Here is a 20,226-nt window from a genome sequence, read left to right as displayed (position 1 = left end):
TTACCCTCCGATCTGACGCCAGCGGCGTCCATCGCGATGCATTAACATTAGCGCTTCCTCAGGGCCTGAACTGCCCTGATCATACCGTGCAGGACGATCGCCGCGTTCCTCCCAACTCTTGATGATGGGATCGACCCAAGCCCAAGCAGCCTCGGCCTCATCCCCTCGCATGAACAGTGTTTGATCGCCGCGAATGACGTCCATAACCAACCGCTCATACGCATCGGGCGACTTGGAGGCATCGCCCAGCGCTTCGGCAAAGCTCATGTCCAGTGCGACATCAGACAAGCGGAACCCACCCTGCCCTGGCTCTTTGATAGTCGTGCGCAGAGTAATGCCTTCGTCAGGCTGCAAGCGGATCACCAAAACGTTGCCATGCAGCGGGCCGACATTGGGGAAAATTGTATGTGGCGGATCCCGGAAATATACAGCAATCTCAGATTCCCGTGCGCGCAGGCGCTTACCGGTTCGCAAATAAAACGGAACCCCGGCCCAACGCCAGTTCCCCAAATGCACCTTTAGGGCGATGAAACTCTCGGTCCGGCTGGCGGGGTTTCCGACGTGATCCAGATATCCATCACCCCCCTTATCCGTCCGGTACTGCCCCCTTGCAATGTCTTTGGGTTCTATAGGCTCCAGCGCCTCGATCACCTTGACCTTTTCATCGCGCACCGCGTTGGGAGAAAATCTGGAAGGAGGCTCCATCGCCGTCAGACACAAGAGTTGCACAAGGTGGTTCTGTATCATGTCCCGCATTGCGCCAGACTGGTCGTAGTAGGCCCCGCGACCCTCGACCCCGACTGTTTCAGCCACGGTGATCTGTACGTGGTCGATATGGGTTGAATTCCAAAGAGGCTCAAACAGAGAATTGGCAAAGCGCAGAGCCATGAGGTTCTGTACCGTCTCTTTACCAAGGTAGTGATCAATCCGGTAAATCTGGTGCTCTTCAAAACAGGCGCGCAGGCCTTCATTCAGCGCCTTTGCCGAAGCGAGATCGTGACCAAAAGGTTTTTCAACCACAATCCGGCTATCCGGTGTCGCCAAACCATGATCATGCAATCGCTTGGCAATGCCCGAGAACAAGCTTGGCCCAACGGACAGATAGAACGCACGAACGACATCAGGACGCAAAGCCTTGGCCAAGTCTGACCACCCTGCATCCCCCAGTGCGTCGACTGCAACGTATTCAACCCGCTGCAAGAACTGATCCAAGACATCCGCTTTGAAGGCCGGTGCAAATTCCTTCATCGAGGCGCGGATCTGCTTTCGGAAATCGTCACTATTCATTTCAGAGCGGGCAGTGCCGATAATCCTTGCCTCGTCCGGCATCTGGCCGACCTCGAACCGATGATACAATCCAGGCAGGATTTTCCGTTGAGCCAGATCGCCGGTCGCGCCGAACAATACCAGATCGAACGGGTTAACCGGAATTACGCGTGAAACCATCGACGGGCTCCTTCAGTTCTCACCAGGATCACCTTAGCACCGCTGTTGGATGCATGTGACAGAAGCAATGTTATCGCTAACATTTGTGCACTGGATAGGGAACATGCAAAGAAAAATCAACCCTGATTTCGCAACCACTCCATTACAGCAGGGCGCACCGACTGTTCGCCCCGGTGTCGTGCGTCAGCGATTATCTTGCGAAGGGATTTCAAATCGGCTCGCAAAAGAACGCTTTTGACAGGGCCAATAGACGCGGGCCGCATGGACAGCGACCGAATACCCATAGCCGCCAGGCAGAGTGCTTCAACCGGGCGCCCGGCGTCCTCACCGCAGAAGGAAAGTGGCGTATTCGAGATATTGCAGCGCTCAACAATCCGCTCGATGAAACTAAGGAAACTAACGTTCAGCGTATCATAGCGACGGCGCACCAGTTCGTTCTCGCGGTCGGCGGCAAAAAAGAACTGCTTTAGGTCATTGCCACCGATCGAGACGAAATCGACCTCATCAAAGAACTTCTGCGGAGCAAAAGCGAGCGAAGGCGTTTCAAGCATCGCGCCGACTTCGATCGTCTCTGGCAGTACATGGCCAAGGCGTTTTTCACGCTCGATGGTCTTGTTGATTTCCCATTTGGCCTCGCGGAATTCATCAGCTTGCGCGACGAACGGGAACATGACTGTAAGCGGGCGGCCGTTGGCTGCACGCATCAGAGCCTGCAACTGCATCCGCATCACGCCGCGCTTGTCCAGCCCGACGCGAATCGCCCGCCATCCCAAAGCCGGGTTTGGCTCTGCCACATGCTTCATGTAGGGCAGCACCTTGTCCGACCCGATGTCCAGCGTGCGAAAGACCACGCGTTTACCGCCAGCGGCATCCAGAACCCGCTGATACTGCGTCACAAGCTCGGAACGCTTGGGCATCTGGCTACGGATCAGAAACTGAAGTTCAGTTCGGAACAGCCCCACGCCCTCGGCTCCTGAGGTATTCAACGAAGGCAGGTCCGCCATCAACCCGGCGTTCATCACCAAGTTGATCCGCTCACCATCCCGCGTCACCGTAGGAGTTTCGCGGATCGAGGCATAGCGCTCCTGCGCCTTGGCTTGCATCGCGATCTTGTCGCGAAAGGCGCTTACAACGGTCTCCTCAGGGCGCAACTGCACTGTGCCGTTGTCTCCATCGACCAGGATGTGGTCGCCATTCAGCGCCTCGGTCGTGATCCGCCCAACATGGACGACCAGCGGAATCGCAAGCGCACGGGCAACAATGGTCGCGTGGCTGCCGACAGATCCCTCTTCAAGCACGATCCCTTTAAGAGAGCGCCCGTATTCCAACAAATCACCGGGGCCGATATTACGCGCAACCAGTATAGGATCAGGCGGCAGATCGGCACCGTTCGTCCTTCCCTGCCCTGTCAATATGCGTAACAAACGGTTCGAGAGGTCATCCAGGTCCGCCAGACGTTCGCGCAGATACGGGTCCGTGACCTGCCCCATTCGCGCCCGAGCTTGAGATTGCTCTTTCTCAACCGCCGCTTCGGCGCTGAGACCAAGGGCGATGTCCTCTTCCATCCGGCGCATCCAACCCTTGGAGTTGGCGAACATTCGATAGGCTTCCAGAACCTGAAGCTGCTCTTTGTCGCCGCCCTGAGAAATCTCAAGCATCTTGTCCACGCCAACGCGCAGCTCTTCGACAGCTTCGATCAGCCGCTCCCGCTCGCGATGAGGATCTTCGGCGATTGGATTTGTGACCACCACCCTTGGCTCGTGCAACCAGACGTGGCCTTCAGCAGAGCCTTCCTGCGCCGGCCCGCCAGTCAGCTGAACTGAATGCTGGTGACGAGGGGAAAGGGCCGCGCCCTCACCTACAAAGGCACCTAGCTCAGCCATTTCGGCCAGAACCATCGCAACAACTTCCAGCGCATAGACCTCGTCGGCAGAAAACTCACGCGCGCTTCGGGACTGAACGACCAGTACGCCCAGTTTTTCACCGAGCCTCTGGACGGGCACACCAAGAAATGACGAGAACTTTTCCTCACCGGTTTCGGGCATATACCGAAACCCTTTGGCCGATGGCGCGTCAGCGGTGTTGACCACCTTGCCAGATCGCGCGACACGACCCACCAAGCCCTCGCCGAGGCGCATCCGGGTTTTATGCACCGCTTCGGGTGACAAACCTTCCGTTGCACACAGCTCTAGGGTTTCTTCATCACGGAACAGATAGATCGAGCAGACCTCGGCCCGAATGCTATCCGCAATCAGGCTGGTGATCCGGTCAAGACGTTCCTGACCGGCGGCCTCGCTCGCCATCTCTTCGCGCAGCCGCCCAAGCAGCTTGCGGGATTCTGTTTCGGTGCCGTCCGCCATGGCCCAACCAAATTAAGGTGTCAGGCTAAACCTTTGGCTGAATGCTCAGGCCGCCTTGTCCAATTCAAAGGCATCATGCAGTGCCTGAACCGCAAGTTCCATGTATTTCCTGTCCACGAGGACGGAAATTTTTATCTCAGAGGTTGTAATGACCTTAATGTTGATCCCCTCATCCGAGAGTATCTTGAACATTTTGGCCGCAACACCGGACTGAGATCGCATCCCGATGCCTACGACAGAGACCTTGCAAACGTCTTCATCGGCGACCAACTCGGCGTAATTCAACTCACCCGCATCCTTGATCGCAAGCAGCGCTTTTTCAGCGCGAGCCACCTGATCAGTCGGGCAAGAGAACGTCATGTCAGTCCGGCCCTCGTCCGAGATGTTCTGCACGATCATATCTACGTTCACGCCTTCATCGCTGAGCGCAGTGAAGATGGTCGAGGCAATACCGGGGCGGTCCGCCACCGATACGACAGTCATCTTGGCCTCGTCGCGGGAATAGGCCACACCGGCCACAACATTGGATTCCATGATATCCTCCTCGTCAACGACCAGCGTACCGGCCTCGTCCGATTGTTCTTCAAAACTTGAGAGAACGCGCAGTTTAACCTTATAGCGCATCGCCAGCTCGACCGAGCGAGTTTGCAGCACTTTGGCCCCCAGCGAGGCCAGTTCGAGCATTTCCTCAAACGAGATCTTGTCAAGCTTACGCGCTTTTTCACAGATGCGCGGGTCAGTGGTATAGACGCCGTCCACATCCGTGTAGATGTCGCAACGCTCGGCGCCGAACGCCGCAGCAAAAGCGACGGCAGTTGTATCCGAACCACCCCGCCCCAGCGTGGTGATGCGACCCTCGGGGCTGATCCCTTGGAACCCGGCGACAACGGCAACCTTCATGCCTTCACCGAACTTCTGGTTCAGGTTCTCGGTCGGGATTTCCTCGATCCGGGCCTGGCTGTGAGCGCTGGTGGTCAGCAATGGCACCTGCCAACCCTGCCAACTACGGGCCGGAATATCCATTTCCTGCAGGGTCAACGCCATCAGGCCAGCGGTGACATTTTCGCCAGAAGAAACAACTGCATCGTATTCACGTGCGTCAAACAAAGGAGATGTTTCATTCACCCAGCCCACCAACTCATTGGTCTTACCGGACATGGCAGAGACGATGACAATCACGTCATAGCCCTTGGCCACCTCGACGCCGATGCGTTTGGCCGCGCGGCGGATGCGGTCAAGATTGGCAACCGAAGTGCCACCGAATTTCATAACGAGTAAGGGCATGGGGGTGGGATCTCCGCGCCTTGGAATTCAGATCCCGTGCGTCTTATGCGAGGGGAACCGCAAGGGCAAGGGTCCAATACAGCCCTGAACGCGGCATTGGGCCGCTTTACAACGGTTTGTAGGGGTGACAGCTTATGGCCAACGAATATTCCACGAGGTTTTCAATGTTCCGCTTTGCTATCGCCTTTGCTTTGCTCTCTTCACCTGCGCTTGCACAGGTCGCCACCCTCGCCGGGACTGACGGAGAGAACTCGTTGGGCACCGTTCCGTGTGCGGCCAATGCAGGCGACGCGCTGCAAAGCTGCCACGCTGAGCTGCGCCATCACGACGATGGCACCACCACTCTGGCCGTTTCGCTGGGTGGCGGCGCAGTACGCAGCATTTACTTCACCGATGGCGTGCCAAATTCCAGTAGCTCGCCTGCTAATCTCTCGTATGAAACACGCGGAGACCTAACGGTCGTCTTCATCGAGCCCGGCGAGGTATATGAGATCCCTACAGCGGCGCTGATCCGTCAATAAGAATGGGGGCGACCGTCCCATGTTTCAAAACAGCCGGTCGTATCCAATGACAATGCATCAAATCTCTCGATCAGGCTGTCCGCGGCCTGGTCTACGGTAATTTCGGCACCGGTTCCGCCCATGTCAGTCTGCACCCAGCCCGGATGGTATATGCCAACGGCGATCCCGTCCTTGCGAAGATCAGTCGCTAGATTGCGCCCCAAATTCAAAGCCGCAGCCTTGGACGCGCGATAGATATAGCTACCGCCCGGGGCACGTGTATGGGATGCCATTTGCGAGGACATGATCGCAATCTTACCCCCTGCCGCACGCAAATTGGGAAGCAATGCCTGAACTGACAGGAACACCCCCGTCACGTTAGTCGCAAAGGAATGTGCCCACATATCGGCAGGATAGCCGTCGATACCATGCCCTTTGTCCAGATAAACTCCGGCATTACAGATCAGTAGATCGACCGGCTGGCCTTTAAGCTGAGCCGCCATTTCAGCATGTTGTTTGGGGTCCATCACGTCCAGAACAACCTGCGCGCTTTCATCGCGTGCTGTACCTGTGAGTGTATTGCCTCTTGCCAGATAGCGATCTGCCAGAGCCCTTCCAATTCCACGGTTGGACCCGGTGATAACGATATGCACGGCTCAGTTAGTCTTTCTTTTGGGGACAAAAGGTAGCGGCGCAACGGGTACGCCATCATCAATCAAAGCCTGCGCTTCTTCTGGCTTGGCTTCACCATAGATGGCCCGCTCAGGGGCGTCGCCAAGATGGATTTTTCGCGCTTCCGAGGCAAACTCTTTGCCGACGTAATCCGAGTTCTCTTCAACTTTGCGCCGAAGCTCAGCCAGGACTTTTTCAACGTCCGCCGGTGGCGTTGCTACATTTATCGTATCAGCCTCGGGAGCAGGTGCCTGTGCTATTTCCTTGGCTTTTCGCGCAGGACGTACACGCGGTGTCATGACTGCTTTTTCGACATGCAGGTCACCGCACACCGCGCATGTCACCATGCCCGCTGATGCCAGCTTGTCGTAAGCGTCCGCAGATTGAAACCAACTGTCAAAGGTATGGCCGTTGCTGCATTTCAATGCGTATTGAATCATGTTTCGTCCAAATATCGGTTGCCGAATAGATACCGAGAGCCTTGACAATATCAAGCCCTCTCAGCGGCCATTTAATGACGGAGAGGCCCACCCGCGCGTAACAATGATGCGAGATCAGCCAAATGAACACGCGCCGCCGCCTTTTTCGGCGATAACCATTTTAGCTGGCGCTGACCCCGTTCAGGAAAGCGCTCAGACATCGACTGGACGTATAGCGGGAAGACGTCCACCTGACACAGCACACTGCCTTTTTTTGGCCGATGCTTGTAGTAAGAGAAACCACCTAGAGCCTGCTTTGCACATTTACCCGTTACGCCGGCTTCTTCCCAAGCCTCCTGCCGAGCAGTTTCAGACGGAGTCAGCCCGTCAATCAACCAACCTTTGGGGATAATCCAGCGACCCGACTTGCGCGTTGTAATCAACAAAACCTCAGTACCACCATGGTTTGTACGATAGCACAAAGCCGCCGCTTGCCGCAGCACCGGAAGATGCCCGGATTTTCGCGCAATGCGAGACGATAGGCTTACGTCGTACACGCTGTGCCGCCTTTCGATTGAGGTTCATGCCTGTCTGCCAGCTCGCAGATTTTGTGTTTTTTTAGCGAGCCTTAGCCTTTGACATACCACATAAGGCGTTTTTCTCAAAGCGTTTGTGCAAGATTCACATGCGCTTTGCGAGCTTTCGCACAAGTTCATCATGGGGAATATCTGCATCTAAGGCCAAACGCCTGAGACCAAAGTGCACCCGTGCAATCTGCTGGTAATACCGGGTGTAGACATAGTTTGTACCGCTTCCCGCGATGGCCCCTAGCACAGGGACAGACTGAGCAGCCAGCTTCTGACCCAGCACGACTGATAGCTTAGGCGCAACAGCTGCGATCAGACGCTGCATCGCTGGTCCGGTCAACGTGAGGCGCACTGAGAAAAACCCAAGATCCGCTCCGTCATCATCTGCCAACGGTCCCGCCGCAGACAAAACCTGAATGCAATCGAACTTGACCCCTTCTTCCGACGGATCAAATCCTTCGCGGGCTGCGGCCCCCTGAATCGAACGCAAAAGCATGGCCGTTGTTGCAGGTAACTCCATCAAGGCTGTAGATACGCCGCCAAACCCTCCGGCTGCCCCCATGGCGGTCGCGACTGCTGTATTGACCCAAGGCTGCTGGTCCGGGACAGCGCGGCGCGATCCTTCGGCTGCATGCATTGCAAACCACAAAGCTTGCTCGGTCGCCCCGGTCAATCCATTCCTGATTGGTTCAGGCAGTTGATCTAACAAGGATTCCGCTGACCCGCCCAAGCTGTTCAATAACTTGACGCCCGGCCCTCCGGCGGATTTGTAGTAGCCGGCCAACCGATCCAACTCGGCCTCTGCATCCAGTTTTTCGACGAGAATTACGTCCTGCATAAAATCCCTCCTGCCCCTATGACATCGGGGCTGAAGGATCATGTTTCAATAGATCAGCGGGTCCAGCGCGTTACCAAGCCACTCACGCCATCCCAGACACCTGGGGTCAATGTCAGCCCCAAAACCCGCTCTGGGTTGGTCGGAGGTGGCATTTCTACACCTGCCAGCCTGGAAAACCCAAAGCGCGAGTAATAGGGCTCATCCCCCACCAACATGACCCGTTCCCAGCCTTTCGTGCGGCCGGCCTCAATCCCCTCGTGGATCAGGAATCCGCCCAGCCCCTCGCCCTGATGCGTCGGGTGAACGGCGACGGGCCCCAACAGCAATGCATCGCGATCCCCGATGTGAACCGGCCAAAAACGGATTGCACCGGCCAGAATGCCCTGCCCATCGCGCGCAATCAGTGAAAGCCCCGCCACCGGCGGTACATCATCGCGCAAACGATAAGAAGACAGCGCCTCGCGCCCAGGCGCAAAGCACAGGTCATAGAGGGCCTCAACCTCCCACCAGTCGTCCGGCTCTTCCGGCCTGATCCCGAATTGCTGCACCCCTGCCCTCTTTTCCTTGCTGGCATTCGCCCTAGCACTTCGATACGCCTTGAGCAAACGCTTGGAGACCAGATGTTCTACCGCCCAGAAGACGGCCACGGATTGCCGCATAACCCGTTCAACGCCATCATAACGCCCCGCCCGATCGGTTGGATATCGACCCGCGACGCTGACGGGGTCAATAATTTGGCTCCGTATTCATTTTTTAACGGGGTCGCCTATACGCCGCCGCAAGTCATGTTTGCTTCGACAGGCACCAAGCATGATCAGGAAAACGGCAAAGACAGCCTGGCAAATATCGAGGCAACCGGCGTTTTCTGCGTTAACGTCGTCGCGCACGCCCACAAGGACGCCATGAACGCAAGCTCAGAGGGGCTTCCGAAACACGTTGATGAGTTCGGCCACGCGGGTCTGACGCCTGTGATGTGCGAAACCATCCCTTGCGCACGCGTCCAAGGTGCGCCCGCCGCGCTGGAATGCAAGCTTACGCAGATTGTGACCCTTCCCGGAGAGGCCAATCGCGTCGTGTTCGGCGAAGTCACAGGTATTCACCTGCATGACGACCACATCAAAGACGGAAAGTTCGATGTAACGTCCTTCCAGCCTTTGGCGCGGCTGGGGTACCGAGACTACTCGGTTGTCACCGAGTTATTCAACCTGTCCAGGCCTGACGACTGATGCCACTCCCCGATCCTCATCTCAGATACCCGGTTACCCTGCCAGACGGGTCCGTTCACAAAGGCACAGTGTTTTTGTCCGAGGCAGTCGATCATCCGCGTTTTGAGGCCGGGGCGTTCAGCTACGCATCAGACTTTGACCCGCCCGAGGATTGGGGCGCACGGCTGGCTCCTTATTTGTTTCCGTTTTCGAAAGAAAAACTGATCCTGGGAAAATTTTGCCAGATTGCTCATGGCGTTAGGTTCATTACTTCTTCGGCCAATCACGCAATGGCGGGTCTGACTTGTTTTCCTTTTCCTATCTTCGATCCGGACAGGATGTCAGGATACCAACCCGACACGCGGGATACGATCATCGGGCATGATGTGTGGATCGGATATGGCGCGTTGATTCTGCCCGGGGCCCGGATCGGTAACGGATCTATCATTGGCGCCGGATCGGTTGTCAGAGGTGTTATCCCACCTTACGCAATCGTCACCGGAAACCCTGCAGAGGTGCGGCGATACCGTTTTGAAGCGGATGTGATTGCCAGACTGGAGGCGCTGGGCTGGTGGGACTGGCCACCACAAGCAGTCGCAGCCGCCGAAAGCGCCCTTCTATCCGGGGATATTGATAGGCTGGAACGACTAGCACCAAATTGAAAGGCGACCCTCGGGCCGCCTTTCAATTTGTCAGTGGCCGCCCAAAATGCCGGTCCGGACAGTGTAATCAACAGCCAGTTCGTAATCGGGGTCGTCGTCGCTGTCGACCATCAGATGGCCGGCCTTGTTCAGCAACTTATGACAGTCGCGGCTCAGGTGACGCAGCATGACGCGCTTTCCTGCCGCTTCATACTTGGCCGCAACGTTTTCGATTGCCTGAAGGGCCGATTGGTCGACAACGCGGCTTTCGGCGAAATCCACGATCACAGTTTCCGGGTCGTTCGGAACGTCAAACAATTCGACAAAACCCTCAGACGAACCAAAGAACAAAGGCCCCTGAATTTCGTAAACCTTCGCACCTTCTTCAGTCGACGACTCTCTGGTTACCGCATGGATGCGTTTGGCGTTGTTCCACGCATAAGCCAGCGCCGAAACAATAACACCGACGACAACGGCGACTGCGAGGTCTTCCATCACAGTCACCACCGTGACCAGTACGATCACGAAAGCGTCCATCAAAGGCACTTTGCTCATGATCTTAAACGAGTTCCAGGCAAACGTTCCGATCACCACCATGAACATTACCCCGACCAGAGCGGCCAACGGAATCTTTTCAATCAAGGGTGAGGCAAAGAGAATGAACACCAGCAGGAACAACGCCGCAGCGATCCCCGCGATACGGGTACGTCCGCCGGATTTTACGTTGATCATCGACTGACCGATCATGGCGCAACCGCCCATGCCGCCAAAAAAGCCGGTCGCTACGTTGGCGACGCCCTGCGCGATACACTCCTGCGAAGCACCACCACGTTTACCGGTGATCTCTCCAACAAGGTTCAGAGTCAGCAGAGATTCAATCAAACCGATTGCCGCCAGAATTACGGCATACGGCAAAATGATCTCAAAGGTTTCCCAATTCAGCGGAACCATTGGAATGTGGAACGCGGGCAACCCGCCCTCGATCGAAGCAAGGTCGCCAACCCGCGGTACGTCCAGACCAAAGCCGATTACCAGCGCGGCCACGACGACAATGCCGGCCAGCGGCGCTGGTACGATACGTGTGATGCGAGGCATAACCCAAATAACGGCCATAGTCAGAGCCACCAGGCCCAACATGGTATAGAGCTGGATACCGGACAGCCATTCGCCGCCACCCATACCGTGACCCGTGTTTTCCATGCTGCCGGGAACTTTGAACTGACCCAACTGAGCCAAAAAGATCACAATCGCCAGACCATTAACAAAACCCAGCATAACCGGATGTGGCACCAGCCGGATAAAGCGCCCCCAATGCATTGCCCCTGCAATAACTTGAAGAATGCCCATCAAAACAACCGTCGCGAACAGGTATTCAACACCGTGTTCCGCCACCAGCGCGACCATGACAACGGCCAAAGCCCCGGTTGCCCCTGAAATCATACCCGGACGACCGCCGATCAACGCCGTGATCAGGCCAACCATGAACGCGGCGTACAGACCGACAAGCGGATGAACCCCGGCAACGAAGGCAAAGGCCACTGCTTCGGGGACAAGAGCCAGCGCAACGGTCAGACCAGATAGAAGTTCGATCCGCAGACGTGAGACGGTCAGCCCCTCATCCGGAACCCAACGGAGGTCGGGTTTGGCTATACGATTGGCAAAGCTTGCCAGCATGGCTCGGGGCATGGGGCATCCTGTGGATTGATATGTTCGCGCGAATTGGGTCTTCTACCTGTCATAAGGCGCATAAGCTACCGCACCAATCGGGATGCTGGTATGCGCAGATCGCATAGCTAACAGCTCGCAGCTTCGTGAATTGAACACCTGCGTTCGGATACGCACCTTTGCGGCATGCGATGGTTGTTATTATTCCTACTAGCCCCGTTTTCTGGATTTGCACAGGATTTACAGGGCAATGACACGGCCAGCAATTGGCGTGTGACGCACTATGAGTCCTTTGGAATCTGGAATTCCATTTGTGATGAGAGGGAAGAAAGCGCTGCCTTACGCCAGAGATGCTTCATCCGCCGCGCCGAGGTTTTTTCCTTCCGCCCCAAGTTCGGTGCGCAGTTTATGTTCATAACTCCCCAACCCGATGGTTACGAAATCGAGTTCGGGATGGAGCCCGGAACCCTGTTCTCTCCTTCCGGGTTTCGCATTGACGGAGAGAATGATGTCTTGTGGCGCACGCGGCGGCCGGGATGCCTGACCGGGCTGAGCTGCACATTCGGAGGGAGCCGCGCGCAGGATATCTTGGATGCAATGCTGACGGGCGATGCCTATCGTTTTGTTTTTCGGGACCGACATGGGCAATCACAAGATCTCACCTGGTCATTGCAGGGTTTTAACGCAGCTTGGGATGATTTTCGCCAACAGGCTGACGCCCGCGGTCTGTTACCCTCGCAATAGGTCTTGCCCCTTGTCAAATGCAGCCACGCGACGCAGAAATCATTGACCACTCATAACATTCGGAGAAAGCCAGTGACCCAGACCAAGATTGCCGTAATCGGCGGATCAGGCATTTACGAAATCGATGGGCTGGAGAACGCCGAGTGGGTCACAGTGGAAACGCCCTGGGGCGATCCGTCAGATCAAATTCTGACAGGGTCCCTGAACGGCGTCGACATGGCTTTCTTACCCCGGCATGGGCGTGGCCACGTGCATTCGCCGACCGAGGTACCCTATCGCGCCAATATCGACGCATTGAAACGGCTGGGCGTAACGGATGTGATTTCGGTTTCTGCCTGCGGTTCGTTCCGCGAGCATATGGCACCAGGCGATTTCGTTATCGTCGATCAGTTCATTGACCGTACTTTTGCTCGGGAAAAAAGTTTCTTTGGCACCGGGTGCGTGGCGCATGTCAGTGTAGCCCATCCCACATGCCCGCGCCTTTCGGATGCCTGCGAAACGGCGGCCAAGGCTGCAGGGATCACAATTCACCGAGGCGGCACCTATTTGGCGATGGAGGGACCTCAGTTCTCAACCCTTGCCGAGTCTAAGATGTACCGCGAACACTGGGGGGCGGATGTTATCGGCATGACAAACATGCCCGAAGCAAAGCTCGCCCGAGAAGCAGAGCTATGCTACGCCTCTATTGCTATGGTCACCGACTACGACAGCTGGCATCCGGATCACGGAGAGGTCGATGTGACAGCCATCATCGCCACCCTGACAGGTAACGCGGACAAGGGCCGTGCTATGGTGAAAGGCCTGCCAGAATTGCTGGGAGGCGACCGCGCGCCCTGTGTACACGGTTGTGACAGAGCTCTCGAGTACGCGATCCTGACTGCGCCCGACAAACGAGACCCGGCATTGTTGACCAAACTGGATGCCGTAGCCGGGCGGGTTCTTTGAACCTCGCCCTCCTCTATTGCGAAAGAGTTTTCTGAACCTCATCCCACAGACCATACGACCAAAGGTCGTTGTGCCCCCCATCCGGGATAACGTACAGTTGCGCCGTGTCACCGGCGATTGATGCCAAGGCCTCGCCGTGGTGAACCGGGACGGTTTGGTCCTCTGTCCCATGAAAAATCAAAGTTGGAACAGTGATTTTCTCCATCAAGTCCCGCGTCGCGAACTGATCATTCATAAGAGAGTGGACAGGCAGCCACGGGTAACGCTCGGCGGCGACATCAACCGTGGCGGTGAACGGTGCCTCCAGAACCAGTAACTGAGCGTCAGGGCGTTGCTCGGCTACTGCCGACGCAATCGCGGTTCCCAGGCTTTGACCGTGCAGCACAACGTCCACCCCCTGGCTGGCCAAACGGTCGTACATCTGGACACCGTCCGAAATCAGCGCCAGTTCCGAGGGCTCACCTTCGCTGCCCGGATAGCCACGATAGCTGGGCGCAAGGAGCCCAAACCCGCTGTTAAGAATCTCACGCAACCGATCAGCCCGGTCGCCCAGATTGCCACCTTGCCCGTGAAAAAACAAAACCGTGGGGGCACCTTCGATCGCCGGAGGCGCGGCCCAAGCCGTCAAGCCTGTCCCGTCTGACATGGTCAGGGAAACCACCTCGACATCCGCAAGTCCAACCGCATTAGGTTCGGGCAATTCACCTGAAGGCTTGTAAAGCAGTGATTGCTGATTGGTGTACATGTATCCCACGGCGCCCATGTAGATCACGCCTCCGACGACCAGCAGTAGGACCAACGCTCCTTTTAGTCGTCCAAGCCCCAACCGCAGACGGTGAGAAAGGGCGCCAGAGTTTTCATGAGGTATTTGTGTCATCGCTTTCTCCGACGCCGCTGTATTCAATCCTAACTTTGGGTCTTTGTAGAATTGCTTCAAGCCGCTGACCGAAGACTTAATCCAATCTTAAAACTTACCGATCGGCCTTGAAATGTCGACTTGTTACTCGCGATTTGTTTATCGTATGCAAGGAACTAGGCCGTACTTGCGCCATAAACGCCGTTCAGAACAGCGCCCGAACAGAGGATCGCTATGAAACGACTTGAGGCCTTGGACGCCGCCCGCTTTTTAGCCTATTGCGGCATGGTTCTGGTGAACTTCCGCATCGCAGCTCAGGTTGCGCCGGGCGACGATTGGGCTTCGGTCGTGATCACCGCAGTCGAAGGGCGGGCGGCCGCTCTTTTCGTTATTCTCGCCGGTATCGGAATTGTATTATCAACCGTTACTTCAACTGTTCTGCTTCGGCGCGCCGTGTTTCTTTTCGCAATCGGCTTGATCAACATGGCGATCTTCGACGCAGATATCCTGCACCTTTACGCCATCTACTTTGTGGTTGGCGTCGTCTTTCTTACATCCTCAACCCCGAGGCTTTGGTTTGGAGCTTTGGCGATCGTCGTTTTGGCCGTTCTGGCGAATATGGTTTTCGACTACGATCAGGGCTGGGATTGGCCTGCTCTGCAATATACCGATCTTTGGACCCTGCCCGGATTTGTTCGCAACACAGTCTTCAATGGCTGGCATCCGGTTTTGCCTTGGGCAGCGTTTCTTTTGATCGGGATGGCCATTGGGCGGTCGCAACTTCAGACAGTATGCATCCAGCACCGCCTCATTATGTGGGGATTTGGTGCTGCTGTGCTAGCAGTTTTTCCTCAGATGCTGACATCCGACCCAGAGCTTGCGATGTATCTGGGAACCGCTTCCATCCCACCGGGACCGTTTTACATTCTGGCAGGGACAGGAACGTCTTGTGTAGTAATCGGGCTGCTACTGAAACTTTGGCCGAAATTCAGTCAGCTACGTCTCGGCCCGGCCTTAACTGCCCCCGGAAAACAAACCCTTACGCTCTATGTCGCACATATCCTCATTGGCATGGGCATCTTAGAGGAAGCTGGGCTGTTGGATGGCACGTTAACCGCCCCACAGATCATCTGGTACGCACTGGGCTTCTGTGTCCTGTCATCCGTTTATGCCACGCTGTGGTCCCGGAAGTTCAAACGCGGCCCCTTGGAAGCACTGATGCGGCGTCTGACAGATCCGCGAAAGTCTTGACGCAGCGCTAAAGGCGGGGCTTTGTGTGGGAAACAACACAGCGGATTTCCCATGTCTTTTGACCTATGGCTGGCCTTCGTGGCCGCATCTACAGCATTGCTTTTGATCCCCGGCCCAACTGTGCTGCTGGTGCTCAGCTACGCCTTATCCAAGGGGCGCAGCGTTGCAGTTGCATCAGCCACTGGGGTCGCCGTTGGGGATTTGGTAGCCATGACAGCTTCGTTGCTTGGGCTGGGCGCACTTGTTCTGGCCTCGGCCACTTTGTTTTCAGTGCTGAAATGGGTGGGCGCTGCCTATCTGGTCTGGTTGGGAATCAAGCTGCTGCGCAGTGCACCTTCGGGCGGATTAGAGGCATTGGAAACCGAACGAGATGTAACAGCCCGCAGCGTGTTTGGTCACGCCGCTGCAGTCACCGCGCTAAATCCAAAGTCTATCGCGTTCTTCATCGCATTTGTACCGCAATTCCTGCGCCCCGCAGAACCACTGGGTCCACAGTTCGCAATCCTGATTGCAACTTTTGTAGGCTTGGCTTGGCTGAACGCACTGGCCTATGCACTGTTGGCAGATCGCCTGCGCAGGATGATTGGGCGCGCTGGAGTCATTACGGCTATGACACGCTTTGGAGGGTTAACCCTGATCGGAATGGGAGTGGCAACTGCAGTTCTGCGCCGCCCGGCCTAAGCTCTACTCCTCTGCGTGTTCCTTCATGAAACCGCGAATAAACCGGCGGATTTCCCGCGCGGCCGATGTATCCAGCTCTTTGCACAGCTCAACGAAAGAGTCGCGCTCGTCCTTATCAAGTCGCAAGACCAACTGACTGTTTTTCTTGGTAGAAGCCTTACCGTCTTTTTTCGCCACGCGCCCTGACCCCATCGAAGACTTGAATCTAAAAGCGATGCATTGTATATACATCGCATAGAAGATGTAGATATCGAGCAACTAACAACAAAAAAAGGATTATGGCAATGAACCTTCACGCTGCCCAAGCATTTCTTTTGCGAGACCAACGGAATTGGCGCAAACCGCATTTGTCGTGGCTACCTGCTGCGCTCTACCGCTATCAAAGCTTACCGAACGTTATTCGCCGCCGCCGCAACTGAAACCATCACAATCTTTTCTTGCATGACTGACTCTGATGGGCCAAACAGCCCAGCGTGTTTTGACGCCAAAGGGGTTGGTCATGTCCAGAAACAAATCGGTCAAGGATTACATTCGGACCATCGTTGATTTCCCACACGAAGGGATCATGTTCCGGGATGTAACCACTCTGTTCGCAGATCCACGCGGTTTTCGGATGGCTATTGACCAAATGCTGCACCCTTATGCTGGCGAACGCATCGACAAGGTTGTCGGACTAGAGGCGCGCGGCTTCATTCTCGGCGGCGCGATTGCGCACCAGCTCAGCGTCGGTTTCGTTCCCATTCGCAAGAAGGGCAAGCTGCCGGGCACCACCATCAGTCAGGATTACAAACTGGAATATGGAGAAGCGATCGTCGAAATTCACGACGACGCCATTCAGGCTGGCGAAAAAATCCTTGTTGTTGACGATCTGCTCGCCACCGGTGGAACGGCCGCTGCAGGTATAAAACTGATCGAACGGTTGGGCGGTGAGATCGTTTCATGCTCGTTCATCATTGATTTGCCCGAGCTAGGTGGCAGGAAAGTGCTGGAAGACATGGGCATGGATGTCCAGGTGCTGTGTGAATTCGAGGGACTCTGACAACGACCCAATCACGTTATTGTGAGTGGAAAATAAAATCAGAGCTGGCTTAGCGCAATCTTTGACCTGTTCAAGTCACTTTCACCAACACATTCAGTGATCTTGTTTCGAAGCAAGCGCGTAACCCCTGTGATGCCACTAGAGGCATTTCAACAAGGGAATTAAACCATGCTTCGTAAGCTCGCTTTCGCCGGAGTGGCAAGTCTCATCGTCAGCACATCAGCGTATGCAGACGGCCATTCCAAGGACATCGTAGATACCGCTGTAAACGCCGGCAGCTTTGAGACGCTTGTAGCCGCAGTGCAGGCCGCCGAACTGGTAGACACTTTGAAAGGTGAAGGTCCGTTCACCGTATTCGCTCCGACCGATGAGGCCTTCGCAGCTCTGCCTGAAGGGACCGTCGAGACCCTGCTCAAGCCTGAGAATAAAGATCAGCTTGTAGCAGTTTTGACTTACCATGTTGTACCCGGAAAAGTGATGTCAGGCGATTTGTCAGACGACATGACCGCCGCAACGGTTCAAGGTGGCGACATCACGATCGACCTCGACAATGGCGTGATGGTGAATGATGCAAACGTGGTCCAAGCTGATATCGAAACATCGAACGGCGTTATTCACGTTATCGACAAAGTCATTTTGCCTGCGTCGTAACTAGGAATGAGCGGTCCGCAGTTCTGCTGGCCGCACCAACTATTTCAAGACCGCGCCCGGGTTCATAATTCCTTGAGGATCTAGCGCGGTCTTGATCGCTTTCATAGCAACTAGTTTTGCAGGATCTCCGTAAAGCTCAAGATCATCAGCTTTGAGGCGCCCAACCCCATGTTCGGCACTGACTGATCCATCGAATGCGTGAACAAGATCGTGCACAGCCCGCTTCACACTTTGCCTTTTTGCATCAAACTCTGATCGGCTGTGACCCTTCGGAGGGAACACATTGTAGTGCAGGTTCCCATCGCCCAGATGTCCGAAACAGTTAACGCGAAATGGCCCTAGCGTCGCGACAGCATCGTTACCCTGGCGAATGAAGTCTGGGATCCTGGAAATCGGCACAGATATATCGTGGCTGGAAACTGACCCAATCATTCGATTGGCCGCCGGAATATGTTCACGTACCGACCAAAGCTCCTGCCGCTGCGCCTCGCTCTGCGCAATCACAGCATCCCCTACCAGCTCACGCTCCAGAGCTGCTGTATACAGCGTTTCGAGTTCCGTTTCAGGCGAGAGACCTTCGGGCAATCCGAGTTCAATCAGAACGCACCACTCTGGAGCAGCCTCGAACGGTTGACGGATGTCCGGCAACATTTCAGTCAAGAATTCCAGACCCTGCCGGTGGATCAGTTCGAAAGCGCTTACACACTCCCCCACCTGATCCCTTGCCAGCGACAACAGGTCAATTGCGGCTTCGGGAGATGTTACTTGAATCACTGCTGTTCCAGTCGAGGATGGCTGGGGATGCAACTTTAGTGCGGCCGCTGTGATGATACCCAGGGTTCCCTCAGCGCCGATCAACAGGTTGCGTAGATCATAGCCCGTGTTGTCCTTACGCAAGCGGCTAAGGCCATGAAGAATTTCTCCGTTCGGCAAAACCGCTTCAAGTCCAAGGCACAAGTCGCGCGCATTGCCATAGCGCAAAACGTTTACACCCCCGGCATTGGTTGCCAGATTTCCTCCAATCCGACAGGATCCCTGCGCGGCCAGCGACAAAGGGAAAAGTCGGCTGGCGTCTTCTGCGGCGGCCTGAACGTCAGCGAGGATGGCTCCCGCTTCGGCGATCAGGATATTCTCAGTGGGATAGACCGCCCTGATTGCGGCCATCCGCTCCAGCGAGATCAGCAACGGTGCCGGGCCATCGGGCATGATTTGCCCTCCAACCAAACCAGTCCCCCCTCCGTAGGGGACGACAGGCACAACGGCCTGAGATGCCAATCTCACGAGGGTCGACACCTCCTCGACTGAGCGCGGCAGGGCCAATAGGCCTGCCTGCCCCGAAAACCGACCACGCGGTTCTTCCACGTAACGTTCTTCAACTGGCCGCAAAATGTCGTCGCCCAAAGCAATGCGGATCGAGTTGGCCAGAGTGTCATCAGCAGGGTTCAGTGTCATACCCATTCCTTGCCCAAGCTGAAGCACGGCGACAAGCCCTATTCCAGTTCCATCAGGTATTGCGGCTCTAACACCACGACAGTCGGGCGGTCCGGAAGAGTACGTAAAGACACGGTTATTTCGGACACCCCGTCACGCTCAACCGGAAACTCATCGCGAATATCCACGAGGAACCGGTCTAGTGAGAAACCCGAAAACCAATGCATCGGAATGATGACCGAGCTCTTCAGCCTTTTCAGAACCGAAATCATCTCAGGCAGCGGCATGGTCGTGCCACCATCCACAGCCGCCATCACGACATCCAAGCGCCCCAACGCCGCAAACTGCTCGTCAGAGGGGACATGATGCAAATGACCCAGATGACCGATGCACAGCCCTTCGATCTCAAACACAAAGATAGAGTTGCCGCGCTCTTCCACGCCACCATAAACGGACCGGATGTCTGTCGAGACGTTGCGCACAAGCATCTCGCCCAGATCAAGGTGATGTTCAATTCCCTGCCCGAATTCGCCCCAACCGGGCAACACATGCGGAATGGCAGGATCGGGATGCGCTGTCCAATGAGTGCTGTGGGCGTGGTTCATCGTGACCACATCCGGGATCAGGTTGGCGCCGCCGATAAAGCCGGTGAAATCGGTCACCGCATTCAGTCCACCCTGCGTCTGGATTAGAAACGAGGCGTGAGCGACATAGCTGATCCTGACCGAAAAATCTGGGACCGGGTCCGTCCAAACAGCCTTGTGCACAAACTCTATGCCCGGCGCCGCGTCAGCAATTGCGATGCAATGGCTCGGCCGGCGCTCCTGCGCCTCAGCCGCACCCGAAACCATCAACAATGCCGCAATGACCCAGCGCATGAAGGAAGTGTAGCGCACAGCGCACATAAGTCACGTCTGCATATTGGTCGCCAACTAGAACCCCAGTTTGGCAATTAACGGTCGTTTGGAACGCGCTTGGTCTGCACGAACAGCCACATACTTGCGACAAAGT

General features: G+C 55.9%; 22 protein-coding genes. 9 read left to right on the top strand and 13 right to left on the bottom strand.

Annotation, left to right across the window (positions count from 1 at the left end):
• From zwf to ACR0EO_RS13710, 3 genes are all read right to left on the bottom strand, one after another.
• The gene (zwf, locus tag ACR0EO_RS13720) at nt 1-1,446 is read right to left on the bottom strand and encodes a glucose-6-phosphate dehydrogenase (protein WP_480690812.1); all 1,446 of its coding nucleotides are present in this window, start codon (nt 1,444-1,446) and stop codon (nt 1-3) included.
• 116 nt (nt 1,447-1,562) lie between these two features.
• Nucleotides 1,563-3,806 (bottom strand): phosphoenolpyruvate--protein phosphotransferase, encoded by a 2,244-nt coding sequence (ptsP, locus tag ACR0EO_RS13715; protein WP_480690810.1) that lies wholly within the window; start codon nt 3,804-3,806, stop codon nt 1,563-1,565.
• A 45-nt stretch (nt 3,807-3,851) separates the two neighbouring features.
• Complete coding sequence (locus ACR0EO_RS13710; RefSeq protein WP_480690808.1) at nt 3,852-5,090, bottom strand: aspartate kinase; 1,239 nt, start codon at nt 5,088-5,090, stop codon at nt 3,852-3,854.
• Nucleotides 5,091-5,254: 164 nt separating this feature from the next.
• Between ACR0EO_RS13710 and ACR0EO_RS13705 the strand changes: the two genes are divergently transcribed.
• A complete protein-coding gene (locus ACR0EO_RS13705; RefSeq protein ID WP_480690806.1) occupies nt 5,255-5,611 on the top strand; it encodes a hypothetical protein in 357 nt (118 codons plus the stop codon).
• Here ACR0EO_RS13705 and ACR0EO_RS13700 read toward each other — a convergent pair.
• The 5 genes from ACR0EO_RS13700 to ACR0EO_RS13680 all read right to left on the bottom strand — a co-directional run bounded on the left by ACR0EO_RS13700 (nt 5,605) and on the right by ACR0EO_RS13680 (nt 8,654).
• Nucleotides 5,605-6,243 (bottom strand): SDR family NAD(P)-dependent oxidoreductase, encoded by a 639-nt coding sequence (locus tag ACR0EO_RS13700; protein ID WP_480690804.1) that lies wholly within the window; start codon nt 6,241-6,243, stop codon nt 5,605-5,607. The two genes, ACR0EO_RS13705 and ACR0EO_RS13700, sit on opposite strands and share 7 nt — an antisense overlap.
• A gap of 3 nt (nt 6,244-6,246) precedes the next feature.
• Complete coding sequence (locus tag ACR0EO_RS13695) at nt 6,247-6,702, bottom strand: DUF1178 family protein (protein WP_480690801.1); 456 nt, start codon at nt 6,700-6,702, stop codon at nt 6,247-6,249.
• Between the two features lie 71 nt (nt 6,703-6,773).
• The gene (locus ACR0EO_RS13690) at nt 6,774-7,238 is read right to left on the bottom strand and encodes an NUDIX hydrolase (RefSeq protein WP_480690799.1); all 465 of its coding nucleotides are present in this window, start codon (nt 7,236-7,238) and stop codon (nt 6,774-6,776) included.
• Between the two features lie 124 nt (nt 7,239-7,362).
• Entirely contained in the window at nt 7,363-8,106 is a 744-nt protein-coding gene (locus ACR0EO_RS13685; RefSeq protein ID WP_480690798.1) for an EcsC family protein, read from the bottom strand.
• A gap of 53 nt (nt 8,107-8,159) precedes the next feature.
• The gene (locus tag ACR0EO_RS13680; protein WP_480690796.1) at nt 8,160-8,654 is read right to left on the bottom strand and encodes a GNAT family N-acetyltransferase; all 495 of its coding nucleotides are present in this window, start codon (nt 8,652-8,654) and stop codon (nt 8,160-8,162) included.
• Nucleotides 8,655-8,726: 72 nt separating this feature from the next.
• Between ACR0EO_RS13680 and ACR0EO_RS13675 the strand changes: the two genes are divergently transcribed.
• Entirely contained in the window at nt 8,727-9,332 is a 606-nt protein-coding gene (locus ACR0EO_RS13675; protein ID WP_480690794.1) for a flavin reductase family protein, read from the top strand.
• Entirely contained in the window at nt 9,332-9,973 is a 642-nt protein-coding gene (locus ACR0EO_RS13670; RefSeq protein WP_480690792.1) for a CatB-related O-acetyltransferase, read from the top strand. Before ACR0EO_RS13675 ends, ACR0EO_RS13670 begins: the two co-directional genes overlap by 1 nt.
• A 30-nt stretch (nt 9,974-10,003) precedes the next feature.
• Here ACR0EO_RS13670 and ACR0EO_RS13665 read toward each other — a convergent pair whose 3' ends face one another.
• Nucleotides 10,004-11,638 carry a SulP family inorganic anion transporter gene (locus ACR0EO_RS13665; protein ID WP_480690790.1) on the bottom strand — a complete coding sequence of 545 codons (1,635 nt, stop codon included), beginning with the start codon at nt 11,636-11,638 and terminating at the stop codon, nt 10,004-10,006.
• 165 nt (nt 11,639-11,803) lie between these two features.
• Here ACR0EO_RS13665 and ACR0EO_RS13660 point away from each other — a divergent pair, with 165 nt between their 5' ends.
• Both ACR0EO_RS13660 and ACR0EO_RS13655 read left to right on the top strand, forming a co-directional pair.
• Nucleotides 11,804-12,361: an invasion associated locus B family protein gene (locus ACR0EO_RS13660; RefSeq protein ID WP_480690788.1), complete on the top strand. Its 558-nt coding sequence runs from the start codon at nt 11,804-11,806 to the stop codon at nt 12,359-12,361.
• Nucleotides 12,362-12,433: 72 nt separating this feature from the next.
• On the top strand, nt 12,434-13,306 hold the full coding sequence (locus ACR0EO_RS13655; protein WP_480690786.1) for an S-methyl-5'-thioadenosine phosphorylase: 873 nt from the start codon (nt 12,434-12,436) through the stop codon (nt 13,304-13,306).
• A gap of 13 nt (nt 13,307-13,319) precedes the next feature.
• Here the strand turns inward: ACR0EO_RS13655 and ACR0EO_RS13650 are convergent, their stop codons facing one another.
• On the bottom strand, nt 13,320-14,183 hold the full coding sequence (locus tag ACR0EO_RS13650; RefSeq protein ID WP_480690784.1) for an alpha/beta hydrolase: 864 nt from the start codon (nt 14,181-14,183) through the stop codon (nt 13,320-13,322).
• Nucleotides 14,184-14,396: 213 nt separating this feature from the next.
• Between ACR0EO_RS13650 and ACR0EO_RS13645 the strand changes: the two genes are divergently transcribed.
• Together ACR0EO_RS13645 and ACR0EO_RS13640 are read left to right on the top strand one after the other, a co-directional pair.
• The gene (locus ACR0EO_RS13645; protein ID WP_480690782.1) at nt 14,397-15,413 is read left to right on the top strand and encodes a DUF418 domain-containing protein; all 1,017 of its coding nucleotides are present in this window, start codon (nt 14,397-14,399) and stop codon (nt 15,411-15,413) included.
• Nucleotides 15,414-15,464: 51 nt separating this feature from the next.
• A complete protein-coding gene (locus ACR0EO_RS13640; protein ID WP_480690780.1) occupies nt 15,465-16,094 on the top strand; it encodes a LysE family translocator in 630 nt (209 codons plus the stop codon).
• A gap of 3 nt (nt 16,095-16,097) precedes the next feature.
• Here ACR0EO_RS13640 and ACR0EO_RS13635 read toward each other — a convergent pair whose 3' ends face one another.
• A complete protein-coding gene (locus tag ACR0EO_RS13635) occupies nt 16,098-16,271 on the bottom strand; it encodes a hypothetical protein (RefSeq protein ID WP_480690778.1) in 174 nt (57 codons plus the stop codon).
• A gap of 322 nt (nt 16,272-16,593) precedes the next feature.
• Between ACR0EO_RS13635 and ACR0EO_RS13630 the strand changes: the two genes are divergently transcribed.
• Together ACR0EO_RS13630 and ACR0EO_RS13625 are read left to right on the top strand one after the other, a co-directional pair.
• Nucleotides 16,594-17,133: an adenine phosphoribosyltransferase gene (locus ACR0EO_RS13630; protein WP_480690776.1), complete on the top strand. Its 540-nt coding sequence runs from the start codon at nt 16,594-16,596 to the stop codon at nt 17,131-17,133.
• A 168-nt stretch (nt 17,134-17,301) separates the two neighbouring features.
• Nucleotides 17,302-17,784 (top strand): fasciclin domain-containing protein, encoded by a 483-nt coding sequence (locus ACR0EO_RS13625; RefSeq protein ID WP_480690774.1) that lies wholly within the window; start codon nt 17,302-17,304, stop codon nt 17,782-17,784.
• A 39-nt stretch (nt 17,785-17,823) separates the two neighbouring features.
• On the opposite strand, the gene ACR0EO_RS13620 is transcribed toward ACR0EO_RS13625, so the two are convergent.
• Nucleotides 17,824-19,236 (bottom strand): FAD-binding oxidoreductase, encoded by a 1,413-nt coding sequence (locus tag ACR0EO_RS13620; protein ID WP_480690772.1) that lies wholly within the window; start codon nt 19,234-19,236, stop codon nt 17,824-17,826.
• A gap of 38 nt (nt 19,237-19,274) precedes the next feature.
• Complete coding sequence (locus ACR0EO_RS13615) at nt 19,275-20,066, bottom strand: MBL fold metallo-hydrolase (RefSeq protein WP_480691025.1); 792 nt, start codon at nt 20,064-20,066, stop codon at nt 19,275-19,277.
• Between the last annotated feature and the right edge of the window lie 160 nt (nt 20,067-20,226).

Source organism: Ruegeria sp. BE9, assembly GCF_056538765.1.
This window is presented reverse-complemented; position numbering and strand designations above follow the sequence as displayed.

What these genes read in the sequence shown, in the direction of transcription:
- zwf (WP_480690812.1), bottom strand. Translation starts at nt 1,446, where the DNA reads ATGGTTTCACGCGTAATTCCGGTTAACCCGTTCGATCTGGTATTGTTC.
- ptsP (WP_480690810.1), bottom strand. Translation starts at nt 3,806, where the DNA reads ATGGCGGACGGCACCGAAACAGAATCCCGCAAGCTGCTTGGGCGGCTG.
- ACR0EO_RS13710 (WP_480690808.1), bottom strand. Translation starts at nt 5,090, where the DNA reads ATGCCCTTACTCGTTATGAAATTCGGTGGCACTTCGGTTGCCAATCTT.
- ACR0EO_RS13705 (WP_480690806.1), top strand. Translation starts at nt 5,255, where the DNA reads ATGTTCCGCTTTGCTATCGCCTTTGCTTTGCTCTCTTCACCTGCGCTT.
- ACR0EO_RS13695 (WP_480690801.1), bottom strand. Translation starts at nt 6,702, where the DNA reads ATGATTCAATACGCATTGAAATGCAGCAACGGCCATACCTTTGACAGT.
- ACR0EO_RS13685 (WP_480690798.1), bottom strand. Translation starts at nt 8,106, where the DNA reads ATGCAGGACGTAATTCTCGTCGAAAAACTGGATGCAGAGGCCGAGTTG.
- ACR0EO_RS13675 (WP_480690794.1), top strand. Translation starts at nt 8,727, where the DNA reads ATGTTCTACCGCCCAGAAGACGGCCACGGATTGCCGCATAACCCGTTC.
- ACR0EO_RS13670 (WP_480690792.1), top strand. Translation starts at nt 9,332, where the DNA reads ATGCCACTCCCCGATCCTCATCTCAGATACCCGGTTACCCTGCCAGAC.
- ACR0EO_RS13665 (WP_480690790.1), bottom strand. Translation starts at nt 11,638, where the DNA reads ATGCCCCGAGCCATGCTGGCAAGCTTTGCCAATCGTATAGCCAAACCC.
- ACR0EO_RS13660 (WP_480690788.1), top strand. Translation starts at nt 11,804, where the DNA reads ATGCGATGGTTGTTATTATTCCTACTAGCCCCGTTTTCTGGATTTGCA.
- ACR0EO_RS13650 (WP_480690784.1), bottom strand. Translation starts at nt 14,183, where the DNA reads ATGACACAAATACCTCATGAAAACTCTGGCGCCCTTTCTCACCGTCTG.
- ACR0EO_RS13645 (WP_480690782.1), top strand. Translation starts at nt 14,397, where the DNA reads ATGAAACGACTTGAGGCCTTGGACGCCGCCCGCTTTTTAGCCTATTGC.
- ACR0EO_RS13640 (WP_480690780.1), top strand. Translation starts at nt 15,465, where the DNA reads ATGTCTTTTGACCTATGGCTGGCCTTCGTGGCCGCATCTACAGCATTG.
- ACR0EO_RS13630 (WP_480690776.1), top strand. Translation starts at nt 16,594, where the DNA reads ATGTCCAGAAACAAATCGGTCAAGGATTACATTCGGACCATCGTTGAT.
- ACR0EO_RS13625 (WP_480690774.1), top strand. Translation starts at nt 17,302, where the DNA reads ATGCTTCGTAAGCTCGCTTTCGCCGGAGTGGCAAGTCTCATCGTCAGC.
- ACR0EO_RS13620 (WP_480690772.1), bottom strand. Translation starts at nt 19,236, where the DNA reads ATGACACTGAACCCTGCTGATGACACTCTGGCCAACTCGATCCGCATT.
- ACR0EO_RS13615 (WP_480691025.1), bottom strand. Translation starts at nt 20,066, where the DNA reads ATGGTTTCGGGTGCGGCTGAGGCGCAGGAGCGCCGGCCGAGCCATTGC.